The 21,347-nt window shown below is 40.3% G+C and carries 15 protein-coding genes; 3 read left to right on the top strand and 12 right to left on the bottom strand.

The window, feature by feature from the left end:
- Window positions 1-32: 32 nt before the first annotated feature.
- The 10 genes from HQN88_RS13845 to HQN88_RS13800 form a co-directional block, all read right to left on the bottom strand.
- Window positions 33-935 carry a carbohydrate ABC transporter permease gene (locus tag HQN88_RS13845; protein WP_173113116.1) on the bottom strand — a complete coding sequence of 301 codons (903 nt, stop codon included), beginning with the start codon at window positions 933-935 and terminating at the stop codon, window positions 33-35.
- A gap of 30 nt (window positions 936-965) precedes the next feature.
- Window positions 966-1,919 (bottom strand): ABC transporter permease, encoded by a 954-nt coding sequence (locus HQN88_RS13840; protein ID WP_173112621.1) that lies wholly within the window; start codon window positions 1,917-1,919, stop codon window positions 966-968.
- A gap of 134 nt (window positions 1,920-2,053) precedes the next feature.
- A complete protein-coding gene (locus HQN88_RS13835; protein ID WP_173112618.1) occupies window positions 2,054-3,637 on the bottom strand; it encodes a response regulator transcription factor in 1,584 nt (527 codons plus the stop codon).
- Entirely contained in the window at window positions 3,630-5,432 is a 1,803-nt protein-coding gene (locus tag HQN88_RS13830) for a cache domain-containing sensor histidine kinase (protein WP_173112615.1), read from the bottom strand. The genes HQN88_RS13835 and HQN88_RS13830 overlap by 8 nt, the downstream gene beginning before the upstream one ends.
- A gap of 1 nt (window position 5,433) precedes the next feature.
- Window positions 5,434-6,240, bottom strand: coding sequence for an alpha/beta hydrolase (locus HQN88_RS13825; protein WP_173112612.1), 807 nt, complete (start codon window positions 6,238-6,240; stop codon window positions 5,434-5,436).
- Window positions 6,241-6,703: 463 nt separating this feature from the next.
- Window positions 6,704-6,916 (bottom strand): hypothetical protein, encoded by a 213-nt coding sequence (locus tag HQN88_RS13820; RefSeq protein ID WP_173112609.1) that lies wholly within the window; start codon window positions 6,914-6,916, stop codon window positions 6,704-6,706.
- 218 nt (window positions 6,917-7,134) lie between these two features.
- Window positions 7,135-7,929: a TIR domain-containing protein gene (locus tag HQN88_RS13815; protein WP_173112606.1), complete on the bottom strand. Its 795-nt coding sequence runs from the start codon at window positions 7,927-7,929 to the stop codon at window positions 7,135-7,137.
- A gap of 108 nt (window positions 7,930-8,037) precedes the next feature.
- Complete coding sequence (locus tag HQN88_RS13810) at window positions 8,038-8,358, bottom strand: hypothetical protein (RefSeq protein ID WP_173112603.1); 321 nt, start codon at window positions 8,356-8,358, stop codon at window positions 8,038-8,040.
- A 117-nt stretch (window positions 8,359-8,475) separates the two neighbouring features.
- Window positions 8,476-9,441, bottom strand: coding sequence for a helix-turn-helix transcriptional regulator (locus tag HQN88_RS13805; protein WP_173112599.1), 966 nt, complete (start codon window positions 9,439-9,441; stop codon window positions 8,476-8,478).
- Window positions 9,442-10,005: 564 nt separating this feature from the next.
- The gene (locus HQN88_RS13800; RefSeq protein ID WP_173112596.1) at window positions 10,006-13,977 is read right to left on the bottom strand and encodes a hypothetical protein; all 3,972 of its coding nucleotides are present in this window, start codon (window positions 13,975-13,977) and stop codon (window positions 10,006-10,008) included.
- Between the two features lie 888 nt (window positions 13,978-14,865).
- Between HQN88_RS13800 and HQN88_RS13790 the strand changes: the two genes are divergently transcribed.
- From HQN88_RS13790 to HQN88_RS13780, 3 genes are read left to right on the top strand one after another with little or no spacing between them, the layout of a single operon-like run.
- Window positions 14,866-16,398, top strand: a complete 1,533-nt coding sequence (locus HQN88_RS13790; RefSeq protein ID WP_173112590.1) for a spore germination protein — start codon at window positions 14,866-14,868, stop codon at window positions 16,396-16,398.
- Window positions 16,395-17,513 carry a Ger(x)C family spore germination protein gene (locus HQN88_RS13785; RefSeq protein ID WP_173112587.1) on the top strand — a complete coding sequence of 373 codons (1,119 nt, stop codon included), beginning with the start codon at window positions 16,395-16,397 and terminating at the stop codon, window positions 17,511-17,513. Before HQN88_RS13790 ends, HQN88_RS13785 begins: the two co-directional genes overlap by 4 nt.
- A gap of 42 nt (window positions 17,514-17,555) precedes the next feature.
- On the top strand, window positions 17,556-18,653 hold the full coding sequence (locus tag HQN88_RS13780) for a GerAB/ArcD/ProY family transporter (protein WP_173112584.1): 1,098 nt from the start codon (window positions 17,556-17,558) through the stop codon (window positions 18,651-18,653).
- Window positions 18,654-18,770: 117 nt separating this feature from the next.
- On the opposite strand, the gene HQN88_RS13775 is transcribed toward HQN88_RS13780, so the two are convergent.
- Together HQN88_RS13775 and HQN88_RS13770 are read right to left on the bottom strand one after the other, a co-directional pair.
- A complete protein-coding gene (locus tag HQN88_RS13775) occupies window positions 18,771-20,153 on the bottom strand; it encodes an ABC transporter substrate-binding protein (RefSeq protein WP_173112581.1) in 1,383 nt (460 codons plus the stop codon).
- 199 nt (window positions 20,154-20,352) lie between these two features.
- On the bottom strand, window positions 20,353-21,249 hold the full coding sequence (locus tag HQN88_RS13770; RefSeq protein WP_173112578.1) for a LysR family transcriptional regulator: 897 nt from the start codon (window positions 21,247-21,249) through the stop codon (window positions 20,353-20,355).
- Window positions 21,250-21,347 lie beyond the last annotated feature (98 nt).

Below are 21,347 nucleotides of genomic sequence, written 5' to 3'. Positions count from 1 at the left end.
ATAAACCCTCTCCCTATTTTTAATAGAATAATTTAGCTTTTAACTGCACCTAGTGTTAGCCCTTTGACAAAAAATTTCTGTAAGAACGGGTATACGACGAGAATCGGAGCTGTTGCGACAATCGTAATGGCCATGCGGATCGATTCTGGTGATACTTGCATCGATTGCGCACCGTCTTGATTATGCAGTTGGCTTTGGCCCCCACCGCTATTAGCAGTGTTTTGCAATATTTTCATAAGCTCGTATTGCAGCGTCGTAAGGCCTTCTTTGCCACTGTTATACAAGAAAGTATCGAACCATGCGTTCCACTGTGCTACGGCTATGAACAGCGCAATCGTCGCCAACACTGGCTTGCATAGCGGCAGAATGATCCGCCAGTAAATCGTCCAATCACTCGCTCCATCCAGTTTAGCGGATTCTTGAAGACTATATGGCAAGCCATCCATATAAGATCTCAGAACGAACACATTCCAGGCATTCACGAGTCCAGGCAGTACATACACCCAAAACGAATTCAGTAAATGCAGATCCCGCATCAACATGTATACCGGCACCATTCCCCCGGAAAAATAAAGCGTCAGTACCAGTACAAAAGAGACGAATCTACGCGCAAAATAATCCTTCCTACTAAGCGTGTACGCAAGCATTGAAGCACTGATGATCCCTAGAATGGTTCCCAAGACCGTGCGCAAAACGGAATTCTGGAAAGCTGTGAACAACTGATTATATTGGAAGATCGTTCGATAGTTTTCCAGAGTGAACTTCCGAGGCCATATATAAATACCTCCTCGCACGGAATCCGTCGAATCATTGAGCGAGATCGCTAGCACATTCAGAAAAGGATAAACCGTCAAGATTCCCATTCCAATCATAAAAATATACAAGAAACATCCAAATACTCTGTCCGCCCATTTTGAGCGTTTTCCTAGAAGCATTTCCACAGGCAGATCCCTTCCTCCCTTCCATTAAATAACACTTTCCTTAGTGATTCGCTTAAATATGCCATTAGCTGTCAACAGCAAAATAATGCTTACCACCGAGTTGAAGATGCCGATAGCTGTGCCGTATGAATATCGGCCTAGATTGATGCCATAATTAAGTACGTACAAATCCAGTACTTCAGCGTAATCCTTCACTAGCGGGTTGCCTAACAGATATTGCTTCTCAAAGCCGATACTGGTCAGCCAACCGATTGACAGGATCAGCATCACCATGATGGTTGTCTTGATACCTGGCAGTGTGATATGCCAGATACGTCGGAAGCGCCCCGCTCCATCGATCGTTGCCGCCTCATAAAGTTCGGGATCAATGCTTACAATCGCAGCCAGAAAAATAATAGAGTTCCAGCCCGTCTCCTTCCACATGTCGGAAAGCGTGACGATTAGCCAGAAAGATTTGGGTTGAGCCATGAATTGCACCGGCTCATCAATCAGATGAAGGAAAAGCAGCATTTCATTGACAATCCCACTATCGATCGAAAGCATTTTGTAAATCAAGCCGGCCACAATCACCCAAGAAACGAAATGAGGCAAATAGGTAATCGTTTGAATAACCTTTTTGAAATTTGCTCTGCGAATCTCATTCAGTAGGATAGCGAATACAATTGGCACGGTATACCCAATAATCAGGCTTAGGAAACTCATTGCAAGTGTATTTCTCATAACCATATAAAACCTTTCATCCGAGAATAGCTCTACAAATTGCTCGAAACCAACCCAATTCTGCATCGAGAACGACTTACCTGGTCGATAATTCTGAAAAGCCATTGTCCATCCCCAAACGGGGATGTAATTGAATACAAACACCCACAGGATGAAGGGAAATGACATCAACATCAAGTATCGCTGCTCTGATATTTGCTGCCATAAACTTTTTCTCTTCACTTTTGCGAGAGCCCCTCTCTTCGCTATTACCTCCATTTCACCTCTCCTTTGTAAACGTTTTCTTCTTACCTTAATAGCGTAACAAATTTAATATAGTCACAATACCCGAAATATTCGCTCAATTTTCATATGAAAATTAGAGGTGTGCATCCCACATGCACACCTCCATGTTATAGCTTTGACTCATCCCTATATCCAGAGGGAGATTGCCCGACATATTTTTTAAACTTGCCATGGAAATAATCAACATTAGCATAACCTACCTGCTTCGCAACTTGATGAACCTTTAGCCCTTGTAGTAACAATTCCTTTGCTCTCTCGATTCTCAGGCTGTCCAAATATGTATTGAAATATTGACCTGTTTGTTGTTTGAATAACTTTCCTAAGTAACTACTGTTATAATGAAACATTTCGGCCAACGTCTCAAGCTTCAAATCTTTATCGTAATGACGCCGGATAAAAATTAGCATTCGGCCAAAAGCTTGATCCGTTCCCTTCACATTTACCACATCCGCTATCTCACATAACCAATTCTCCAGATCTGTGAGCAAGGTCGCGAAACAACGGTAATCATCTATCTTGTACTGAAACGTCTCATATGGGTGCATGCTCTCCCTTAGCACTGCGCTTGTCTGAGTCAAGCCGTAAATAATCTTCGTATATACGAGTGCAAAGTTCGATTTGATTCTAGATTCCGTACATTCTTCCCATATAAGCTGACGGGCCAAATCGCCGAGTATTTTGCCGATGAGCATCCGGTTAGCCGCCTCTACGGCGAACATCAGTTTCTCAACAGCTTGATCTGCATGAAAGGAATCACCCTCTACTGCTTCATAAGGATCAGAAAACAGCTGAGAGATATTACCTGCGTGGTCATAATCCGCAATCATCATCTCGTCTCCGCTGCGATAAATGAATGCATGGACTGCAAGCTTCATAGCCGTTCGATATGAATCATGCAGATCCTTCTTCCGCTTCACTTCATGTCCGATGAATACAGTCATTTGCGTTTCATATTCGGCAGCTAGGAGATTTCTTGTCTCCTCGAGCATTGGTCTAATGAATGCAGTTAAAACCTCCTTCAGCAAAATAGCTGTGAAGCCTTCCAGCGTGAATACATAACCGAGTCCCTTCATTTGAATGCCTTTCTGCAACTGCAGTTTCGCCGCTCTCTTTGCCTTTTCAGTAACTTCCGTTGAGCCGGAGAGCGATGGTTCTAACTGAACCAATAGGACTCGGTAACTCTTCCATTCCAAAGCAAGTTCCCGTACAACAGCTGAATGCCCTTCCTCCCCCTCGTTGCCCACAACTATCTTTTGGAGCAGTTCTTCCTGATATAGCTGAAACATACTGGACTTCTGTTTCTGAGCTGTTCGTTCTTCAGACAGTAAATTGTACACGCATCCCAACCGATTCTGCAGTTCATCCGGATCAATTGGCTTGAGCAAATAGCTATCGACACCATATTTGATTGCTCTCTGAGCATATTGAAAATCGGAGTAGCCCGTTAAGAGGATAAATTGGCACTTCATGTCTTGATTCCTAATTTCCTCAATCATGGCTAGCCCATCCATCCCAGCCATCCGAATGTCAGTTAAGATGAGATCTGGTTGCAGCTTCGCCCATTGTTCCAAACCTTGTTTGCCATTAGAGGCATCCCCAGCAATCCAGAAACCAGATCGCTCCCAATTGATAAGCGTCCTCAGCCCTTCGCGGATGGACGGCTCGTCGTCTACAAGCATCACTTTAAACATATTCCTCCCCCTCCATTTTCAAACGTAAAGTAACCCTTGTCCCCTTTCCAGATACGCTTTCAATCCCAAGTCCATATTCTTCGCCATCGGACAATCGAATTCTCTGATGTACGTTCCTAAGACCGATATGCGTCTGTGACCCCTCTTCTGGTTCATTTAGAGTATGAACCACATGGTCCAGTTGTTCAGGTTCCATGCCGATACCATCATCAACTACTGAAATTTCCAGCTGCCAGTCTACAAAGTTTACGTGTATACGAATTGTGCCGGGATCCTCCTTGCATTCAAGACCATGAATAACCGCATTCTCCACTAAAGGCTGTAGGATCAGCGGGAAAATTTTGAATGACATAGCCCCTTCATGAACATCCATGTGGAAGTTAAGTCGGTCACCGTATCGGAATTTCTGGATTGCAAGATAGCCATTTACGTTTTCAAGTTCTTCGGCTAAAGGAATCTTGTCATTGCCGAACTCCAAATTTTTTCGCATTAATTTGCCAAGTAGCATGACCACATGTGCAATCTCCAATTCCCTACGAATATGGGCTTTCATTCGAATCGTTTCCAGCGTGTTGAATAGAAAGTGTGGATTGATCTGACTCGCCAACATTTTCAACTTGATTTCCTTCTGCTTAACGATCAGTTGATTCTTCTGTAGGTTTGCTGTGGATACTTCCTCCATCAAATCCCGAATGCTGCTGACCATGGAATTAAACTGTCGAGACAGTTGCCCAATCTCATCTTTGCCTTCCATCTCTGAAAATGCCGAGAGATTACCCAGAGCAACCTTCTTAATTTCCTTACTCAATCTCTTCAATCGTCTTCCTAACGTATTGGAGAATACAAGGATGAGGATAACTGCGATTAACATACTTATACTGGTAATCGTAAAGCTAAACAATCGAATCCGATTGGCCTCATGAACAATCGTTTGAACGGGAATAATGGAAACAATTTTGAAACCGCTCTGGCTAGCATCCGGCAAATAATTGTTCACAATTACCTTAGATGGTTCACCCTTGTAAACGGTTTCATACTCAAGTACACTTTTTCCCTGCCGCTCCGCCTCCATAACATTTAAATGCAGTTCTGCCACCGTTTCGCCGACTAAATCCGTGTTCTTTGATGCTGCAACGAATCCATCGGCTGTAATTAACATCGTCTCAAAGGGTTCTTGGCTCAGCATAGATTGGAATACAGCAGGATCTATGCCAATCACCAGCATTCCATAGTTGCTATCACCATAGAACCCGATCTTACGTATCAGACTGATCATATAGCCGCCACCAAATGTTTCATTTTTCAGGTAGCGCCATTCGATACGGCCTTTGGCATTCAATGCTTCTTGAAACCAAGCCTTGGAAGAAGTCTGCTCATCCTCATAAAAAAATTCCCAATTGTTGAGCATAGTTGCATTTTTCGTATAAAACTGGATGCCCGAAATCACCTTGTTCAAACGCATATAATCCTTAAAATCGGTATACTCAGAGTAAGCCTTCACAACCTCATAGGTGAATTCATAATCTGTATTAACAATCGTCCTTAACGTTTTATCCAGCAAAATTTCGTTAGAGATGTTAATCGGAGTCTTCATAATCTCGTTCGTGCGATTCCTGATCTTCTCAACACTTTCCATCGACATTCTAATCGCATTGTCCAATGCCATCTCTCTGAGAGATTGCGTTAGCATGATGCCAACAAGCAGAACAGGAATCGCTACTACGACAAAATAGGATAACAGCAGTTTGTTATAAATCGTAATTGAATTTAAAAATCGAGCCAAAACTTGCAACATATTAAACTTCTCCAAATGAGGAATCAGTAGTGCCCAATTGATTATGAAGTGGAAGCCATGACAGTACCTCCTGAATACTCTGGTTCCAATACTCCCAATTGTGAGCACCAGGTCCCTCTGAATAAGTCAACGGCAGCCCTAACCCCTTGCAATGATCGCGGAAGCGAATCGTCTGTCCGTACATTGTGTCCTCAGTTCCGCAGCAAGCGTATAATAGCGGCTTTAAGCCATTGGTTTCCACCAGCCGAGCAGCATTTGCAAACAGATCATGCTTGGATCCCTGTATCATTTCTGCACGACCGAAGATTAGCGGAAAATCAGCTATTCCTTGACGATAACCATCTTCCAGATCAAGCGCACCAGACATGCTAGCCCCTGCGGCAAAACGATCTGGACAACAAATTGCCAGTTTTAGCGCACCATACCCTCCCATAGATAAGCCAGCTACAAAATTTTGCTCACGTTCAGCTGATAAAGGAAAGAAGGACCTGGCCAACTGTGGCAACTCCTCGCTAATGTAGGTCCAATATTTTCCGCCATGCAGCATATCTGTATAATAACTGCGATTTACGGCTGGCATCACAACAGCTAAACCAATCTCGGCAGCATACCTTTCGATCAAGGAATAACGCATCCATGCTGTATGATCGTCAGACAATCCATGCAGTAAGTAGAGCACTGGATGCTTAACAGGATTGCTGCGAAGCTCACTCCCAATCGGAAGTCCAAACCGTTGGGGCAAAAGCACATACATGGATGTTGACAAGCCTAGCACCTCTGAATAAAAATGACAATGAAACCAAGCCATTCTGCATCCCCCTAGTCTTTTCATAAGTTATAATGTGTCGGTCCTGCTATGTGGATACATGGAGAAGAGGATCAGGCAACTCCTTTATTGGGATTGCCTAGATCTAAAAACAAAAATTGGTCTTCTCTACTACTGACATATGGACATCTTAAATTAATTGATTGCTCGGAGTCGACGGACTATGAGTATCTTTTTTTGAAAATTTTAAATATCCACAAAATGTTAAGGTAAGAAGGAAATGTCCCTCAGGAAACAAATATAAAATCTTCTGAAACGAGACCATGCAAGCCTGACTTTTGAATAAAATCAAACCTCGAAATGGAAAAAGTATGAGATAAAAAAAGCAGACCGGCCCTCGTCAGAAGGTGGGCTGCTTTCTCTCTATTAACTTCAGCATTCTCCTCACATTCACGACGAATGCAGTGAGATAAGCCTGTATTGCAACGAAATTGGCCTCATATCTTTATTCCGTTTGATTAGTTCCCAAAGGTAACACCGGCCACATAATGTTGCTAAAGGTAGCCTCGACAAATTGACCGTCCACACCTGCGGATAATACCAATCCCATTGTATATGGCTCGGTAAAGGCAAGAGTATGCGAGCTTCGCTCGGTCCATTCGGCACCGTCGATCGACGAGTAGGTTTTCACGATACTCCCCACTTTTTTAACCTTCAACCATATAGGCCACATTACCTTGGCGTACCGAAAACGGGATTCGCATCAACATTAATGCAGGATGGTCGAGAGTGGGAATGGTGATTTAACAACAAGCAGTGCTCGACAGTAATGTAGCGAATAAGATGATTAAACTGGATTGGCAGAAAGCTAGCAAAGCTGGCGTGGATGATCAATCAAATTATATTTATTGGCTGGCAATTGAGTTTCTCAAAGCATCAGCCTATGGACTTTGGAACTTGAACCATAAGAGATAATTTTTTGGCAATCTCATTAGTAGTCATACTGCTAGAGTTTAATATGACATTATCAACTAATGAAGGAGCATGATACATAACTTCGTCTCTTGAAACTTTGTGCCATATTGGCCAAATTCTTTGTGTTCCCGTTGTCATTGCTTGCATGAATAGTCCATCATGCTCGTGCTGGCTCCAGTATTTTTTGAAGATTGAGCTAGAAAAAACAACAATCCCAAATGTAGATTGAATCAATCCTTTTTCTATTGATCCCCTAATAATATCCCCGACTTTTAGAGTAAATTCATCGTAACAAACTCTAATACCTAACCACTCTAACTCCATGACTAACGGACTTACAAATTCTTCTTTATCCTCGCTTGCATGAGAAATAAACAAATCAAATGTTTTATCATGAGCAAGTTGCTCTCTTTCCAGTCGTATCTGTTGTTCAAATCGTTTCAACCGCTCTAGTTCTTGCTCTTTCGAGAGTAGTTTTTGGTTATTTTTGAGTTCTACTGTTTTACTCACAAGCTTTTTAGATAATTCCGTACGCTTACTGCTAATTTTGGTGATATCCTTTTGTAACTTGGAAATTTCATTCATTTTACTACTATATGTGCTTACTGATGTGCTTTTAGTAATGCTTCTTTCGATTTGTACAATTCTTGATAATTTCTGTGCTTCATTTTTATCTTCCTCTCTCATTTTCTTTTGTATGTGGGCGATATCTTTTTGTAGTCGGTTAATAACAGTTAGGATTGAATCAATAGACATAATGGAACACCTCTTGGGCATTGTGAATTAACTCGATATTATTCTACTTGAATAAAAATGACAATGAAACCAAGCGATTCTTGATAGCCATAGTCTTAAAATAATTTACTATATGATACATGGAGAAAGAGAATCAAGTGGCCAAGGAGATGTTAATGGCATTTTTTCTATTTCTATGCATGTGAATCTTTGTTTACTTGCTACATGTAACATCAACGCTTCATCCGATCTTTTGGCTGCTTCCTTACTATCCCAGACTGTTAGTTCAATCCAGAGTTTCATTTCCGCTTGATAAAACACATTGCTCTTCACAAAACCGGGAATTTCTTCCAAGAATGCGTTCAACATGTCTACTGACGCTTTATATGCCTCAAAATCTGAATTAGACAACAATTTATATAGAATTAACTCATAATACTTCTGCTTCATAGACGTTTTCTTCCTCCATTTGATATCCGAAGAAGGTTTATCTACCGAATGGCTTTCCTTCTTTACTATCCGCACTCCAGTATCCAACTATCCGTCTTCTGGATGATAGACTCCACATTATTGTTCATTATAGATGTGTGCAAGTTCCACAAGCTGCTCCTGAATACGTTCCCGTACTTCTATAGGACTTATAACTTCAGCCTCTGAACCTAACGAGATAAAAAAAGAAACAGCCCACATTATATAGGATGAACTCATATTCCGAGCAATAATACCTGTTCCGTCATCGTTTACTTGTAATCCGTTAACCAACCACACATCCACTTGGCAACGAGCAACTCCACGCTCAGTTAATCTTACTTCAAGTTCCAATTCAGTCTCTACTACTTGAACTCCAAGCCATCGATCTATAGCCGCATCAGAATCTACTAGGAAGTTCGATATCGTCTTTATATCCGTTGCTTCACTTATAATTGGCTTAACGGAAGCAAATTGATCAGTGCGAATTACATGTACTTGACCAGTTTTGATATCCATGGCTGGACAGTACCAAAGACCGTTCATTGCATACAGACCTAATGGCAGCAACGTACTCTTATTTTCGCCGCTATACGAATTAAATACCGCTTCAACATTGGTCCTTTCCAACGCAGCTTTTAATAATAAATGCAGATACGGCTGTTCTACAGTAGGGGTCCAAATACGAAGTCTTTTCTTGAGCCGTTCTATTCTATGTTTGATGTCATCTGGAAATGAAAAAAAAAGTTTATCAAGTGTGGTCTTAATCTCTGCATCAAATGGAAGAGAACCGAAGTACTCCAGTGACTGACAAGCAAAAAAAAGCCCAATTGCCTCATTTTCCGTAAACCATAGTGGTGGTAATGCTCTTTCCTTTAAAATCTGGTAACCTCCGTTAACACCATACTCAGTAAATATAGGTAATCCTAATTGCTCCAAGTCTTGAAAATCACGTAATATCGTTCTCTTCGAAACTTCAAACTGCTCAGAGAGCTGCTTAAGAGTGAATTTCCTCTTTGAGTTCAAGGTCATCAGGAGTGAAATAAGCCTCTGTGACTTGTTCATTGCAACCCCCTTAAACTAAAATACCGACTAACCTACATAATGACAATTCGCAAACATGCAAAACCAACTCTATTTCTTATTAGCGTGCAATATGTTTACGAGCTTCACTAAACACCTTTCCACTTTTTTTAGTTCTAGACTGGCAGATTCTTTTACTAATCTATCTTGATTAATTAGCCGTTCTACATACATGAGCTGTGGATTTATATCATAAAATATCATATTATAAGTACTCCCTTATTGCTTATTTGGATTGCCTAGATCTAATGTCAGAAATTGATCTGCTTTACTACTGACATATTCACATGTTAATCTATGTGATCACTTAGAGTCGACGGACTATAAGTATCACCGATGAAAATACTGAGATACCTCAATATTTTAATTTTGTAATGCTACAGAAATGATAAGGTGGGAAAAATGTCCTCAGGAAATAAACACAAATAAACCTTCCGGAATGAAAGGTATATTTGTGTTTATTTGTAGGGGATAAATGGATATGTTCCTCCAACCAAATTAAAGCCTTGCTGACAGCAACGTCAGCAAGGCTTATTCCATTATCAGCTATTTATTCACTGGGAGAGGAAGTGGGTTTTTGTAATACTCAATGGCTTTCTCTCTCAAAAGTCCACCATCATCGTCGCTATAATTCGCAACCTTGTCATTCGTATGCTTGGAGCCATCTCCCCAACCTGCAGTGATATTTGTAAGTGGAGCAGGGTTAAACACACCATTCTCATCTTCCCCTGCATCTTTAAACTTATTATAATGTGCAGTTGAAGTCGGTTGACCTGCTCCAAACATCAGTCCTTCAATGCCAGAGTCAGCCAATTCTTGCAAGTGAGAGAAGAAGTACTCAACTTTGTTATCTTGCCAATGGCCTGGCGTGTTATTCATCGTACGATACACTTGGTTACCTACAGGAATTTGCCATACCATGATTTTCTTTCCTATCGTATCTGAAACTCCTTTAACGAACTTTTCCCATCTGTGAAAGTTAGGCAGCGTCAAGTTGGTACGATCCAACCAATTTCCTAATTGGGGACCGGATTGTGCACCTGAATCATTATCGTCAATATCCAGCAGCACGTAATCATAAGGTTGAATTCCATAAGGAAGATCCTTAAATCCATTTTGCACAGCAAACTCCCCAGCTTTTTTGGCCAAGCCCAGCACGTCTAAATTAGGATCTGTATTCTTGGTTACATCCGTCAAAGTTCCCCAGCTGTTTACATGAGGAGCCATCAAAACATTGGGCGCATACAAATCACGCAGTCGAAGTAAAGCATAATTATAACCTTGATATGTATCTGGTAAACCTTCCAATTCAGGCATCCTTGTACTAGATACAGCTGCATTCAGGAACGCAGGGTTATTGCCTTGACCCGTACATTGATTGTGACAACGCTTATTATCAAGAACTGCTTGTTGCGCATAACCAGCCAAATCAGGGTCAATATGGACAACTGCCGTTTTCCCGATACCTTGTCTTCCATTATAATCGCCTGTTCCAATTAATTGCATCATTAACTTAAATTCTTCAAAATAAGAACGCATCGCATATGGATCATTCAAAGTCATGAGATCGTCCTGAACTTCTCCGCATTTCAGGCAATCTGCTGAAATGGTTTGAAGCATTTGATAGAAAGTAAATACAGGTGTATACCCACGTTCTGTTGCTTTTTTTGCATAGTCATATACATATGCGCCTTCCCATTTTCCTACATTGCCTTGATCCCAGTATCTCCAACCGTCCGCACTATTAACACCGCCATTTAAGTAACGGTAAGCAAGATCCCATGGAGCTCCGGTTTGCGGCATCCAACCCGTAATACCATTTGCATCGTTATTTGTTGCAAACACGCCAAGCTTCATCGTTTTAGCAAGTTCTGGCTTTTTTGCCGGTTTTGGAGCAGAAGCATCGACAGAAGATACAACTTTAAAGCTGGTCGCTCCTTCAGCCGATTTGATTTTATGCGTCATATCCGGGTTATACAACTCTACATTAACTTTGTAAGTTCCATCAAGCACGTACTGAATGACGTCTTCTTTTGTTTTAATGGAACTTGGGTTCATCTTGATCCATTTTGGCAACGTCCAGTTCATATTGAGTGTTGCTGGCTTATCGGAAGAAATCGTTTGATTTCTAAGCTCCTCGGAGTGTACTGTTTTACCTGTCAGAACATCGACGAAATTCACTTTGATAGAAACTATAGAAGGAACTGTGCTTCCTACCTTTGCAATTACATTCAGCGTCTTACCTGCACTGACCTCCGGTTGTACAGTTGTCGCGGTCAGGATGTATTCCATTGTAATACCACCTGTAACTTCGAACTTCACAGCTTCCGGATTCGTGTAATAGACACGCACGCCGTCTGGCTTCGCTACAGAAACTTTCAACGTATAAGTACCATTGACGGCACTACTTGACGCTGTCCACTCCGTTACATACGTGTTGGGCACGTCTTTAGTAAATTGCACATCTTTTTGTTCTTGTCTGTCAACCAGATTTCCAACCTGATCGTATAATTCTGTAATGACAGTAGCTAATGCTGTTTCTGAGCTTGTTAATTGTGTATCGATTACTTGCTTTTCACTCGGTCTTATAATATCTGCTTTTTTCGTGCTTTTCATGATGATATCAGGAATGATGCCCCAGGAAATTTTAAAAGAAGTCGCATTTCCATTCCAGCTTGATGGCCAGTTTGATCCCCAGCCTGGTGCAAAGGCAGCTACTCGAATTGTATAGTCTCCGCGCTCTTGGGAGACAGGAATATTCCAAGTTACCGGATATTGTCTGGTGACACCCGCTTTAAATATTTGGTTATCCACAAAATATTGATAAACTTTCGTGTTTCCTTTATAAACCTCAACATCAACAAGTGCTTTAGCATCTACATCGCTGCCTACCTCCGCCATAATTGTCGCTGTGTAACCAGCTTCCAGAACAGGATCAACTGCTGCTTTCAGCGTCCATTTTGCTATCGATCCATTGTCTGGACTTTCACCACCTGGCGTTGGTGAGGGTGTTGGAGTTGGCTCTACTACAGGTGCCGGAATGACATTAAATTGTGCAGCCACAGCATTCAAGTAGTAAGTTTGTGTGTGCTCTGTGTTATAAATACCCAGTTCCAGCTTGTACGTACCAATTTCTGCTTTATTGGAAGGCGTCCATTCTGTTGCCAATGTTTTAGCTATTTGTTTATAGAAAGTCTCATTTGAAAATTCTTTTGCGAATACTGTCGTTCCTTTAGGATCGATAATTTTAGCTTGCACAGTACCTGAAATATTAATGTCACTCGTAGCTGCAACTTGAATCTTAGCTTTGCTGCCTACCTCCACAGAACCAGGGGTCACTTGTGACAAGGCCGTGAACTGTGCTTCTGGCACACTCCCGTCATTTACGTTGATGACTCCCGCCTTTGCATTCCAAGCGTATTGTTTTTCCCAACCGATTCCAAAAATACCAATGGAAATCGGGTATGTGCCTGTAGCAAGATTAGCAGGGACTTCCCATGATATAGGAATTTCCTTGGCTATATTCTCAGTCAACGCTTGTTTATCAAACACTTTTTGAAAAATAGGACTGCCTGTGTAAGGATCGACAATAACTACGTTAACTAATGCAGCAGCTGTTTTGCTGGAAGTTACTTTGGCAGTAAAACTAGCTGTATTTCCTGCTTTTGTTGAAGTTCCATCTACAACTGCCAGGGTCGTATATACAGCCGTAGCCGCAGGATTATCGCCTTTTATTGTAAAAGTACCGAGTTTAGTATTTTTATGGTAAACGGCACCATCAACACCTGTCAGCGTAGCTTGGAGTGTATAAGAACCAGAGGCTGTGTCCGCTGGAACGTCCCATTTCAAAGGTTGTGCTTTGGCTACGCCTGGTTCGTAAGTAACATTAGTAAAGTTTTCTTCATACACTTTTTGATTGTTAACGTTAAATACAGCAAGATTCAAATTCGCCGTCGCTTTTTTGTCACTTGTGAAAGTAGCTGATAATGCAGCTGGCGTTCCAGCAGGTATCGTAGCGGGAACTGTCGCCATAGAAGTGAATACAGGAGCGCTGTCTGGAGCATCATTGCCACCGGAGGAGCTTTTGACTTCAAATGGCGCAAGCCCCCAGTTCCAGGAAATGGATTCGGAGTAACCTGCTCCAAATACACCCAAGCTGATTGTATACTTGCCAGCCGGCAAGCTAACAGGAGTTTTCCACTGAACTGGATAGGAGGTCGGTGTTCCTGCGGGCAAAACTTGATCTTTCAAAATTTGTTCATAAACCTTCACTCCGTTACTTCCAATTACTTGAAACTGGAATATCAGTTTTTTGTTTACAGCGGCAGTGGATGTAAGTGTAAAGTCGATTGGTTGTCCCGCTTGAACAGATGATGTACCTGCTTTTACGGTAGTAGCTACAGATGCAGTTGCCGCCGCCGCAGACTGAATGGGTGTAAAAGATGTAAAAGGACTCGTCAGTAAGGTTAGCGCTACAATGCTAACAGCCAGCTTCTTTTTTAAAAGTTTAACCTTCATGGTTTCTGTTCCTCCTAAGTGATGTAATAAATTCCTTACAGTTCTACATGCTTGAAATGTAAGCGTAGTCCTATACCTATTTCTTTCCTCCTTATGGTGCAGCATGGAATTAACTACAAAATTAAGTATACCAATGAAGAGTGACAACTACTGTCACCATTCCTTGGTATACTTAAAATAATGACGAAACGTATCATTTTATGTCGATGTGTGGAGCACCCATTAATTTGAACTGAGCATACGCTACTTCCTAAAGGTAGGTGATAACGATGGCCCCAACACCTGGTAGACCCAAACTAATGCATTATCCACCCGTTTGTTCCGTTCTCAAATGTAATAATACAATAAGATCGAAGGGACTTTGTAGCACACATTATCAACGTATTCGCCGCAATGGTAACTTAGATATATACCGAACACAGCTCAAAGTTAATGGTATATTACTTGAGGTCCAATTACTTTCTCAGCACCTGTCAATGACTAAAAGTGGAAGTGATATTAGTTACGATGAGTTAATCTTCGAATGTAGGAAATCCATGGACTTAAAACCTTATATAAATAAGCAGATAGATATATATAAGAAAATGCTGGATTATAAAGTGCAATCTCACAATTCCAATTTACAGCACCCTGAGATCATTATTTTAAGTAAAATGATTGATATTCTAATATTGTGCAACTGGACATTATAGTGAGGAAGTTATAATTTCTTTATCAACTTCAAGAAGCTGCCCAATTGCATTATTGGGTAGCTTTTATTCTTATGAACCGTGCGCATCGATTATTTGTAACACGATGCGATCCCAAAATTCCTTGCATAATAATTCATTATTTTGCCAACAATAGTTTCATTGTTCAGAGAATGTACGTAAAATTGGAGGAAAGCCAATGTCAGGGTCAAAATCTCCAATCAAAAATCAAACCATTTCGGAAAACAATTTATCCGGTGAAAATGAGTCTTCACCGTTTGTATATGCCAGCCTTACGAATAATTTATCTTATCTGCAATCTTTGTTCCAGAATTGCCCCGATGTTGTTTTCAAGCCTTACGTTGTGGAAAGTACAAGTACTTGCCTTATATACCTTAATGGTTTCGTTAATGATGAAAGCATACCACTTCAAGTCATTAAAAAATTGCTATCAAAAGACTTTATGGAACAATACGACCTAAGTCACCTTGAAGAGAGGATGTACACAACACCAATCAACGAAACTAATGAAATGAACAAAGTCGTCAGTGAAGTATTGAATGGACATTCAGTTGTACTAATTGACGAAAGAGACAAAGCATTAATTTTTAAAACGAAGGGCGGCGCTTATAGACAGGTTTCAGAGCCGTCATCTGAGTCTGTTATTCGTGGATCCAAGGACGGTTTTATAGAGAACATTTCAACCAACATCGTTTTAATACGACAAAAAATACGTTCTCCTCGATTAAAGATTATACAAAAAAAGTTAGGAACACAAACACAAACATCAGTGGCGTTAGTTTATTTGGACCACTTGGTAAACCAAGAAATTTTAAAAGAACTCCAGAAGAGGTTAGATCTGATTGATATTGATGGAATTCTTGAAAGTGAATACGTAGAGGAATTTATAGAAGATAGTCCTCTAAGTCCGTTTCCTCAAATTCAAAATACGGAGCGCCCTGATACAAGTGTTGCCAGCTTGCTGGAAGGCCGAATCACTATTTTGTTAGATGGAGTACCATCCGTACTAATTGTGCCGACAACATTTTGGCAATTGTTACAGAGCAGCGAGGATTATTATCATCGTTTTTATTTTTCTACCTTTATAAGAATAATTCGATATTTCTCCGTGTTAATTACTTTACTTCTTCCCGCCATGTACATTGCGCTATCAACCTATCAAATTGAATTGATACCTACAGATATGCTTCTCACTTTGATGGCTAGCCATGAAAAAGTACCTTTACCAGCACTCCTTGAAGCCATCACGATGGAAGTCACGTTTGAAGCTCTAAGAGAAGCCGGTGTTCGGCTTCCTAGATTAGTCGGTCAAACCGTAAGCATTTTAGGTGCAATCGTCATCGGCACAGCCGCTGTTCAAGCTGGAATTGTTTCGGCACCTATGGTTATTGTTACGTCATTAACTGGGATAGCAGCATCCATAATACCAAAGGCAAATATTGCGGATACGCTGAGATTACTTCGTTTTCCATTGATGGTTTTAGCCGGTTTTTTGGGACTATTCGGTATTTCCATTGGAATGGTACTTTTAGGCTCTCATTTATGTAGTTTAAAATCCTTCAAGACGCCATTTATGACTCCCTTTGCCCCCTTATCCATTCGGCAACAAAAAGATGTTTTGGCAAGAGTTCCATGGTGGTTTATGCGCCAACCGCAAAATAAGGACGCGTCGCCTTATCGTTTATTCAAAAGAAGGAGAAGTAACAGATGAAACGGAGCTTTTATTTTCTCTTCAGTGTGTTGGCTTTCTCTTCTACTCTAACGTTAACAGGATGTACTGATCAGAGGGAAATAAACGATGTGGCTTTGGTATTGGCTACGGGTATTGACAAGTCGAATGATGAATTTAAAGTGACTGTTCAAATTCCAATTACTGTAGGACAAGGAGTTGAAGAAGGGAAGAAAAAAGCGTATTACTTGGAATCCAATACAGGTCGCAGTATACAGGAAGCCCTTCAAAAAATACAACACCAAACATCTCATATTCTAAGATTTTCTCACCAACAAATTATCATCATTCATGAGGAAATTGCCAAAAAAAACATTAGTGAAGTACTCGATTTTGTTAACCGTGATAGAGAAACCAGACTAACGACTTATATTTATATCTCCAAAAAAAAATCTTTCGATATCTTAAATACCCCTCCCAATTCAGGTGGAGTTTCCGCTGAAGCTGTTAAGGGGATAGGTAGATTAATGGGTTTAGGAATCACAACTCGTGAATTTCTAGGAAACTTGTATAAAGAGGGAACTGATCCGATTGCCCCCATAGTCGATATTGAAAAAGGTAAACTGGAAGTCAATCGGATAGCAATCTTCAAAAAGGACAAAATGAAATTTATTTCCAACGACACCCAAAGTCTGGGGATCCTATGGATGAAACACAAAGCAATGGTGGGAAAATCAATAACTTTCCCCAGCAACAACGGCAAATTTGTGAGCGTTTCGGTAAGCGGTCAAAAATTCAAGATAAAACCTGTTGTTACCAGTAACACCCCTGAATTTCATATCAAAATATCGGGAAAAGGTTTTATTAGCGAGAGCGTGGAAGCATTTAACATGGAGGATACAAAAATCATTAAACAAATAGAATCAACTTTGGAATCCACGATCAAACAGCAAGTTCAAGATCTCTTAAAAAGCACCTTAGAAAACAGTATCGATACCTTTAGTTTAGGACATTACTTATATGTGTACAAAAATGTGCAATGGGAAAATGAATGGAAAGATCAGTGGGATCAAATGCTTCCCAATATCAAAATAGATGTTGACGTCAATTTCGTTATTGAAAATACAGGATTGAGTATCCATACTTCGAAACAATAAGATTCTGCTTTTATTTATTAGTACAAAGGAGGAATTACTTGGATGAAGGATAACGTAACACACTCACAAGTAGTAATGCTATGTGCGAATGTTATATTGACAGTATCACTCATACATTTTCCTTTGTCTCAAGTAATAATTGCTGGAGGAAACTCTTGGCTAGTTTTTTTCTTTTTGGTTCCATTCATTGTCCTTTTAACTATCGTTAGTTTTATGGGATTAAGCAAAATATCGATGTGGGATGTCCTTTCTAAAAAAAACGGAAAAAACCTTAGGACTGAGAAGATACTAGCCCTCCTCTTTGTTTTATTTGTATCTATACTTCTTCTACATGATTTACAAGCATTTGTTGATTCAATGCAAGTAGCTCTCTTACCCAAGACACCGCTTACCGTAACAACACTTATTACAATATTGGTGTTAATTTATGTTGCGCGATTAGGCCTAGGAAGCATCGCCAACTTTAATGAATTAATTTTTCCAGCTCTTTTATTTTCTATGTTGCTCGCTCCAATCCTGCTATTAAACAAGATGGACTTAACAAACGTTGTACCAATTATTAACGTGGGAACTTTTCCATCTTTATTGCAAGCCGTATTTAACGCACTTCCATGGGCTACTGAAACAATTATTTTGTTAGCACTTTTAGGACAAATGACGCCTCTTAAAAATATAAAAATCGCCATAATTTCTGGAACAATGCTTGGTCTTTTCTTACTATATCTCATCATTTTCTCCGAACTTGCGATTTTCGGGGAAGACTTGATGAAAAATCAAAGTCACCCTACAATCTCTATGGACAGGGAAATGAAAATCACAAATTCTATTGATCGACTCGGCTTGGTGCTTTTTTTCTTCTGGATTCCCACCGTGTTTTCTAAGATGTCTCTTGAAGTTTATGTTTTGTACCGATGTTTCAATGTTATGCTCAATATAAAAAAAAGTAAGAGCATGACTTTTCTTGCACCAATCGGAATAGGCATCCTGAAACTAATTTTGTTTAAGAATGTGATGACATATAATTATTTTTATTTAAAAAACAATAATTTGGGCGGAAGTATCATGCTAGTTTTGGAGATATTTATCGTCTTTTTTTTCATAATGGCTGTTAGGATGAAAAAACGAACAAACAATTATTAAAAATTAAGCAACGCGCTAGAATAGAAATTACCATCTAAGAACATTTTAGATTGTAAACAAATGCTCCCATGTTCTTGGATGGTATTAAGCAATTTTTGTCTTATTAATTATTTACTATTATTCCACATTTGCTTCTGCGCTTTCCTCAAGTGCAGCTTGAGTTTTGGATTGCAGGCTGTCTAGCGCTTCGTGAATAGAAACTTTACCTTCTGAAGATGCCTGCAGCTCCCTGTCTGCTAATACATTAAACTGCTCAATGAAATCTTCAGGTAACTTATCGAAATCCTTATAAGTATCGTTCTCAGCTAACGATGGTTTCAATTCATAGAAGGCTTCCATGTGATGGCCTTGGTCATCTTTAATGAATTCTTTACGAATTGGCAAACCACCTCCTCTTTTGGCCTTCGCCAATACTCTTACATAGTCCTTACTATGGATATAGTTGATAAATGTCTTGGCTGCCTCTACATTTGAAGATTTGGAGTTTATAGCCAATATTGGATAAAACGCTGTAACACCATAATCTGGTTCCTGCGGATTAACAGGCATGGTTACCATATCCCAATGACTAACAGCTTTATCAGGAGCTGTCCTCTGAGCTTGCTTTATCGTTTCCATAAGAGTTGAACCATCTATGGTCATAGCTACTTTTCCAGCTATGAAAGGATCCCTCAGAAGGAATTCCTCCATAGTTACGGGGCCGTTCGTCGTAGGAGGATCTTCATGGTAAATAGCATTTGATTTGAATGCTTTCAAAGCCGTCTCATATACTTCGTTCCATGATTCAGTGTTGATTGTGATTTGTTTCGTCAAGGAATTAACGTAACTGAGCCCCCTTGTGCGGCCGATGGTATCGCCCAGTTGAAAGAGGTTTTCTTGCCCCTCCCCCATTTTCAGACCATACATCCGCTTGTCTTTCTCGTCAGTTGGGAAACGTGAGGCCAACAAGATCAATTCATCCCAACTCATCTTGTTCTTAGGATACGAAATACCGTACTTATCGAACAAATCTTTGTTGTAGTAGACCGCGGTGCTGTAAAATTCTGTAGGCAAACCATTCAATTTTCCACCACCCTTTTCCCTTAAGTAATCCATAACACCAGGGATGAGCTGATCCTCGTCGAACTTATCTTTCTTTGTAAGCAACTCGAGGTCCATCAATCGACCTTCAGCAGACATCTTGGCGTATTGTGTGGAATCAAGCAAGAGTATGTCCGGGTTATTCCTATTGACGAAAGTACTTATTAACTCTTGATAAGTTTGCCCTTGTTCCGCTTTCAGATTTCCAGCAGAAACGACTTCTAACTCAATGTCGGGATATAGAGCAGAAAACAACATGCCATATTGTTGGTAGAAACCCTCCTCGCTTTCGTGCATTATGCGAAGCTTCACGTGTTCATTCATTTTCTCGTTACTGCTACTTCCCAGGCTGCATCCTGTTACAAGACTTATAGTCAACGGAAACGTAAGGGCAAAATGCATAATCTTGTTTACTTTCATATTCTCACTCTCTCCATTAATAATTATTGTTTGACTGTAGGCAATGAATTTTCCCATTATTGCTATTATACCTATGAACAGTGACATTAATTGTCACCTTTCAATTGTTATACTTAATTATTTTTAAAAAAAGACCTTGCGATGGTTAGTCGCAAGGTCAAAATAACTATCTCGAAGAAGAATCAGTTGGCAACCTCCGTTAAATCGAGATGCCATCCTCATTCCACATCCTATCTACTATTGAACCTATTTCAAATAGCACAGGATCACTTTTTTTATCCTTTAGAAAACCAAAATGCAGGTCAATATAGAGATCGATACCTTCCCATATCTGTAGCATATTTTCATTAGCAAACTGAATGGCTATTGGCTCGGCTAACAATGAACAACCAATTTCTCCTTGAACCAATTTCCCAATCAAAGCTTCGTCATCGACATACATGATTTTTTGGGGAACTATATCCTGTTGCAGGAAGTAATCGATAGATTGTTTATAGAAGGGACAACCTTGTGTTGTCCAAATCCACGGTTTCGCTGCGAAATACTCCAGGTTGAGCACCTTCTTTGGTGATACATCCCAGCTCTTGGGATAGACCACCACCATTTTGAAGGAATAGAGTTTGATGGAGTGAACGGCTGTGTGCGCAACGTTTCCATAGTAAAAACCCGCGTTTATCTTTGAATTAGTCAAATCCTGGGTGAAATCTTCACTTTTAACATCAATAAAATGCAATTCCACCTGCGGCAAGCATCCCGAAATAGACTCGATCAATTTCTCAATTCGAAGGAGCTGCCCGTCTGTATTTAGCCCGATTCGAATAGTCTCCATTGAATCTACCTTCAAATCACTCGCTTTAAGATAGAAATTCTCAAGAGTGCCGAGAATTTTCTGTGCTTCCAACAACAACTTTGAGCCCTTTTCTGTAATAGTCATTCCTTTGGATGTTCGAAAAAAGAGAGAAAAACCCACTTCTTTCTCCAAGGCCTTAATATGTGCACTTGCAGCCGGCTGACTTGTGTTTAGATGCGCTGCCGCTTCGGTCAAGTTGCCAGTTCGGGCAATTTCAATAAAGGTTTTCAATTGGTAGAGCTCCAACTATCCGACACCCCCTAAGAAGTATATGTACGAAGCATTCCGTTTTCGCAATGGGTCCAATCAGAACTTCAAATTGGACGGTTTTAATTTAGATGGGA

The organism is Paenibacillus qinlingensis (genome assembly GCF_013204845.1).
Taxonomy (GTDB): Bacteria; Bacillota; Bacilli; order Paenibacillales; family NBRC-103111; genus Paenibacillus_E; species Paenibacillus_E qinlingensis.
The sequence above is the reverse complement of the archived record's forward strand: the minus strand, read 5'-3'. Positions and strand labels throughout refer to the sequence as shown.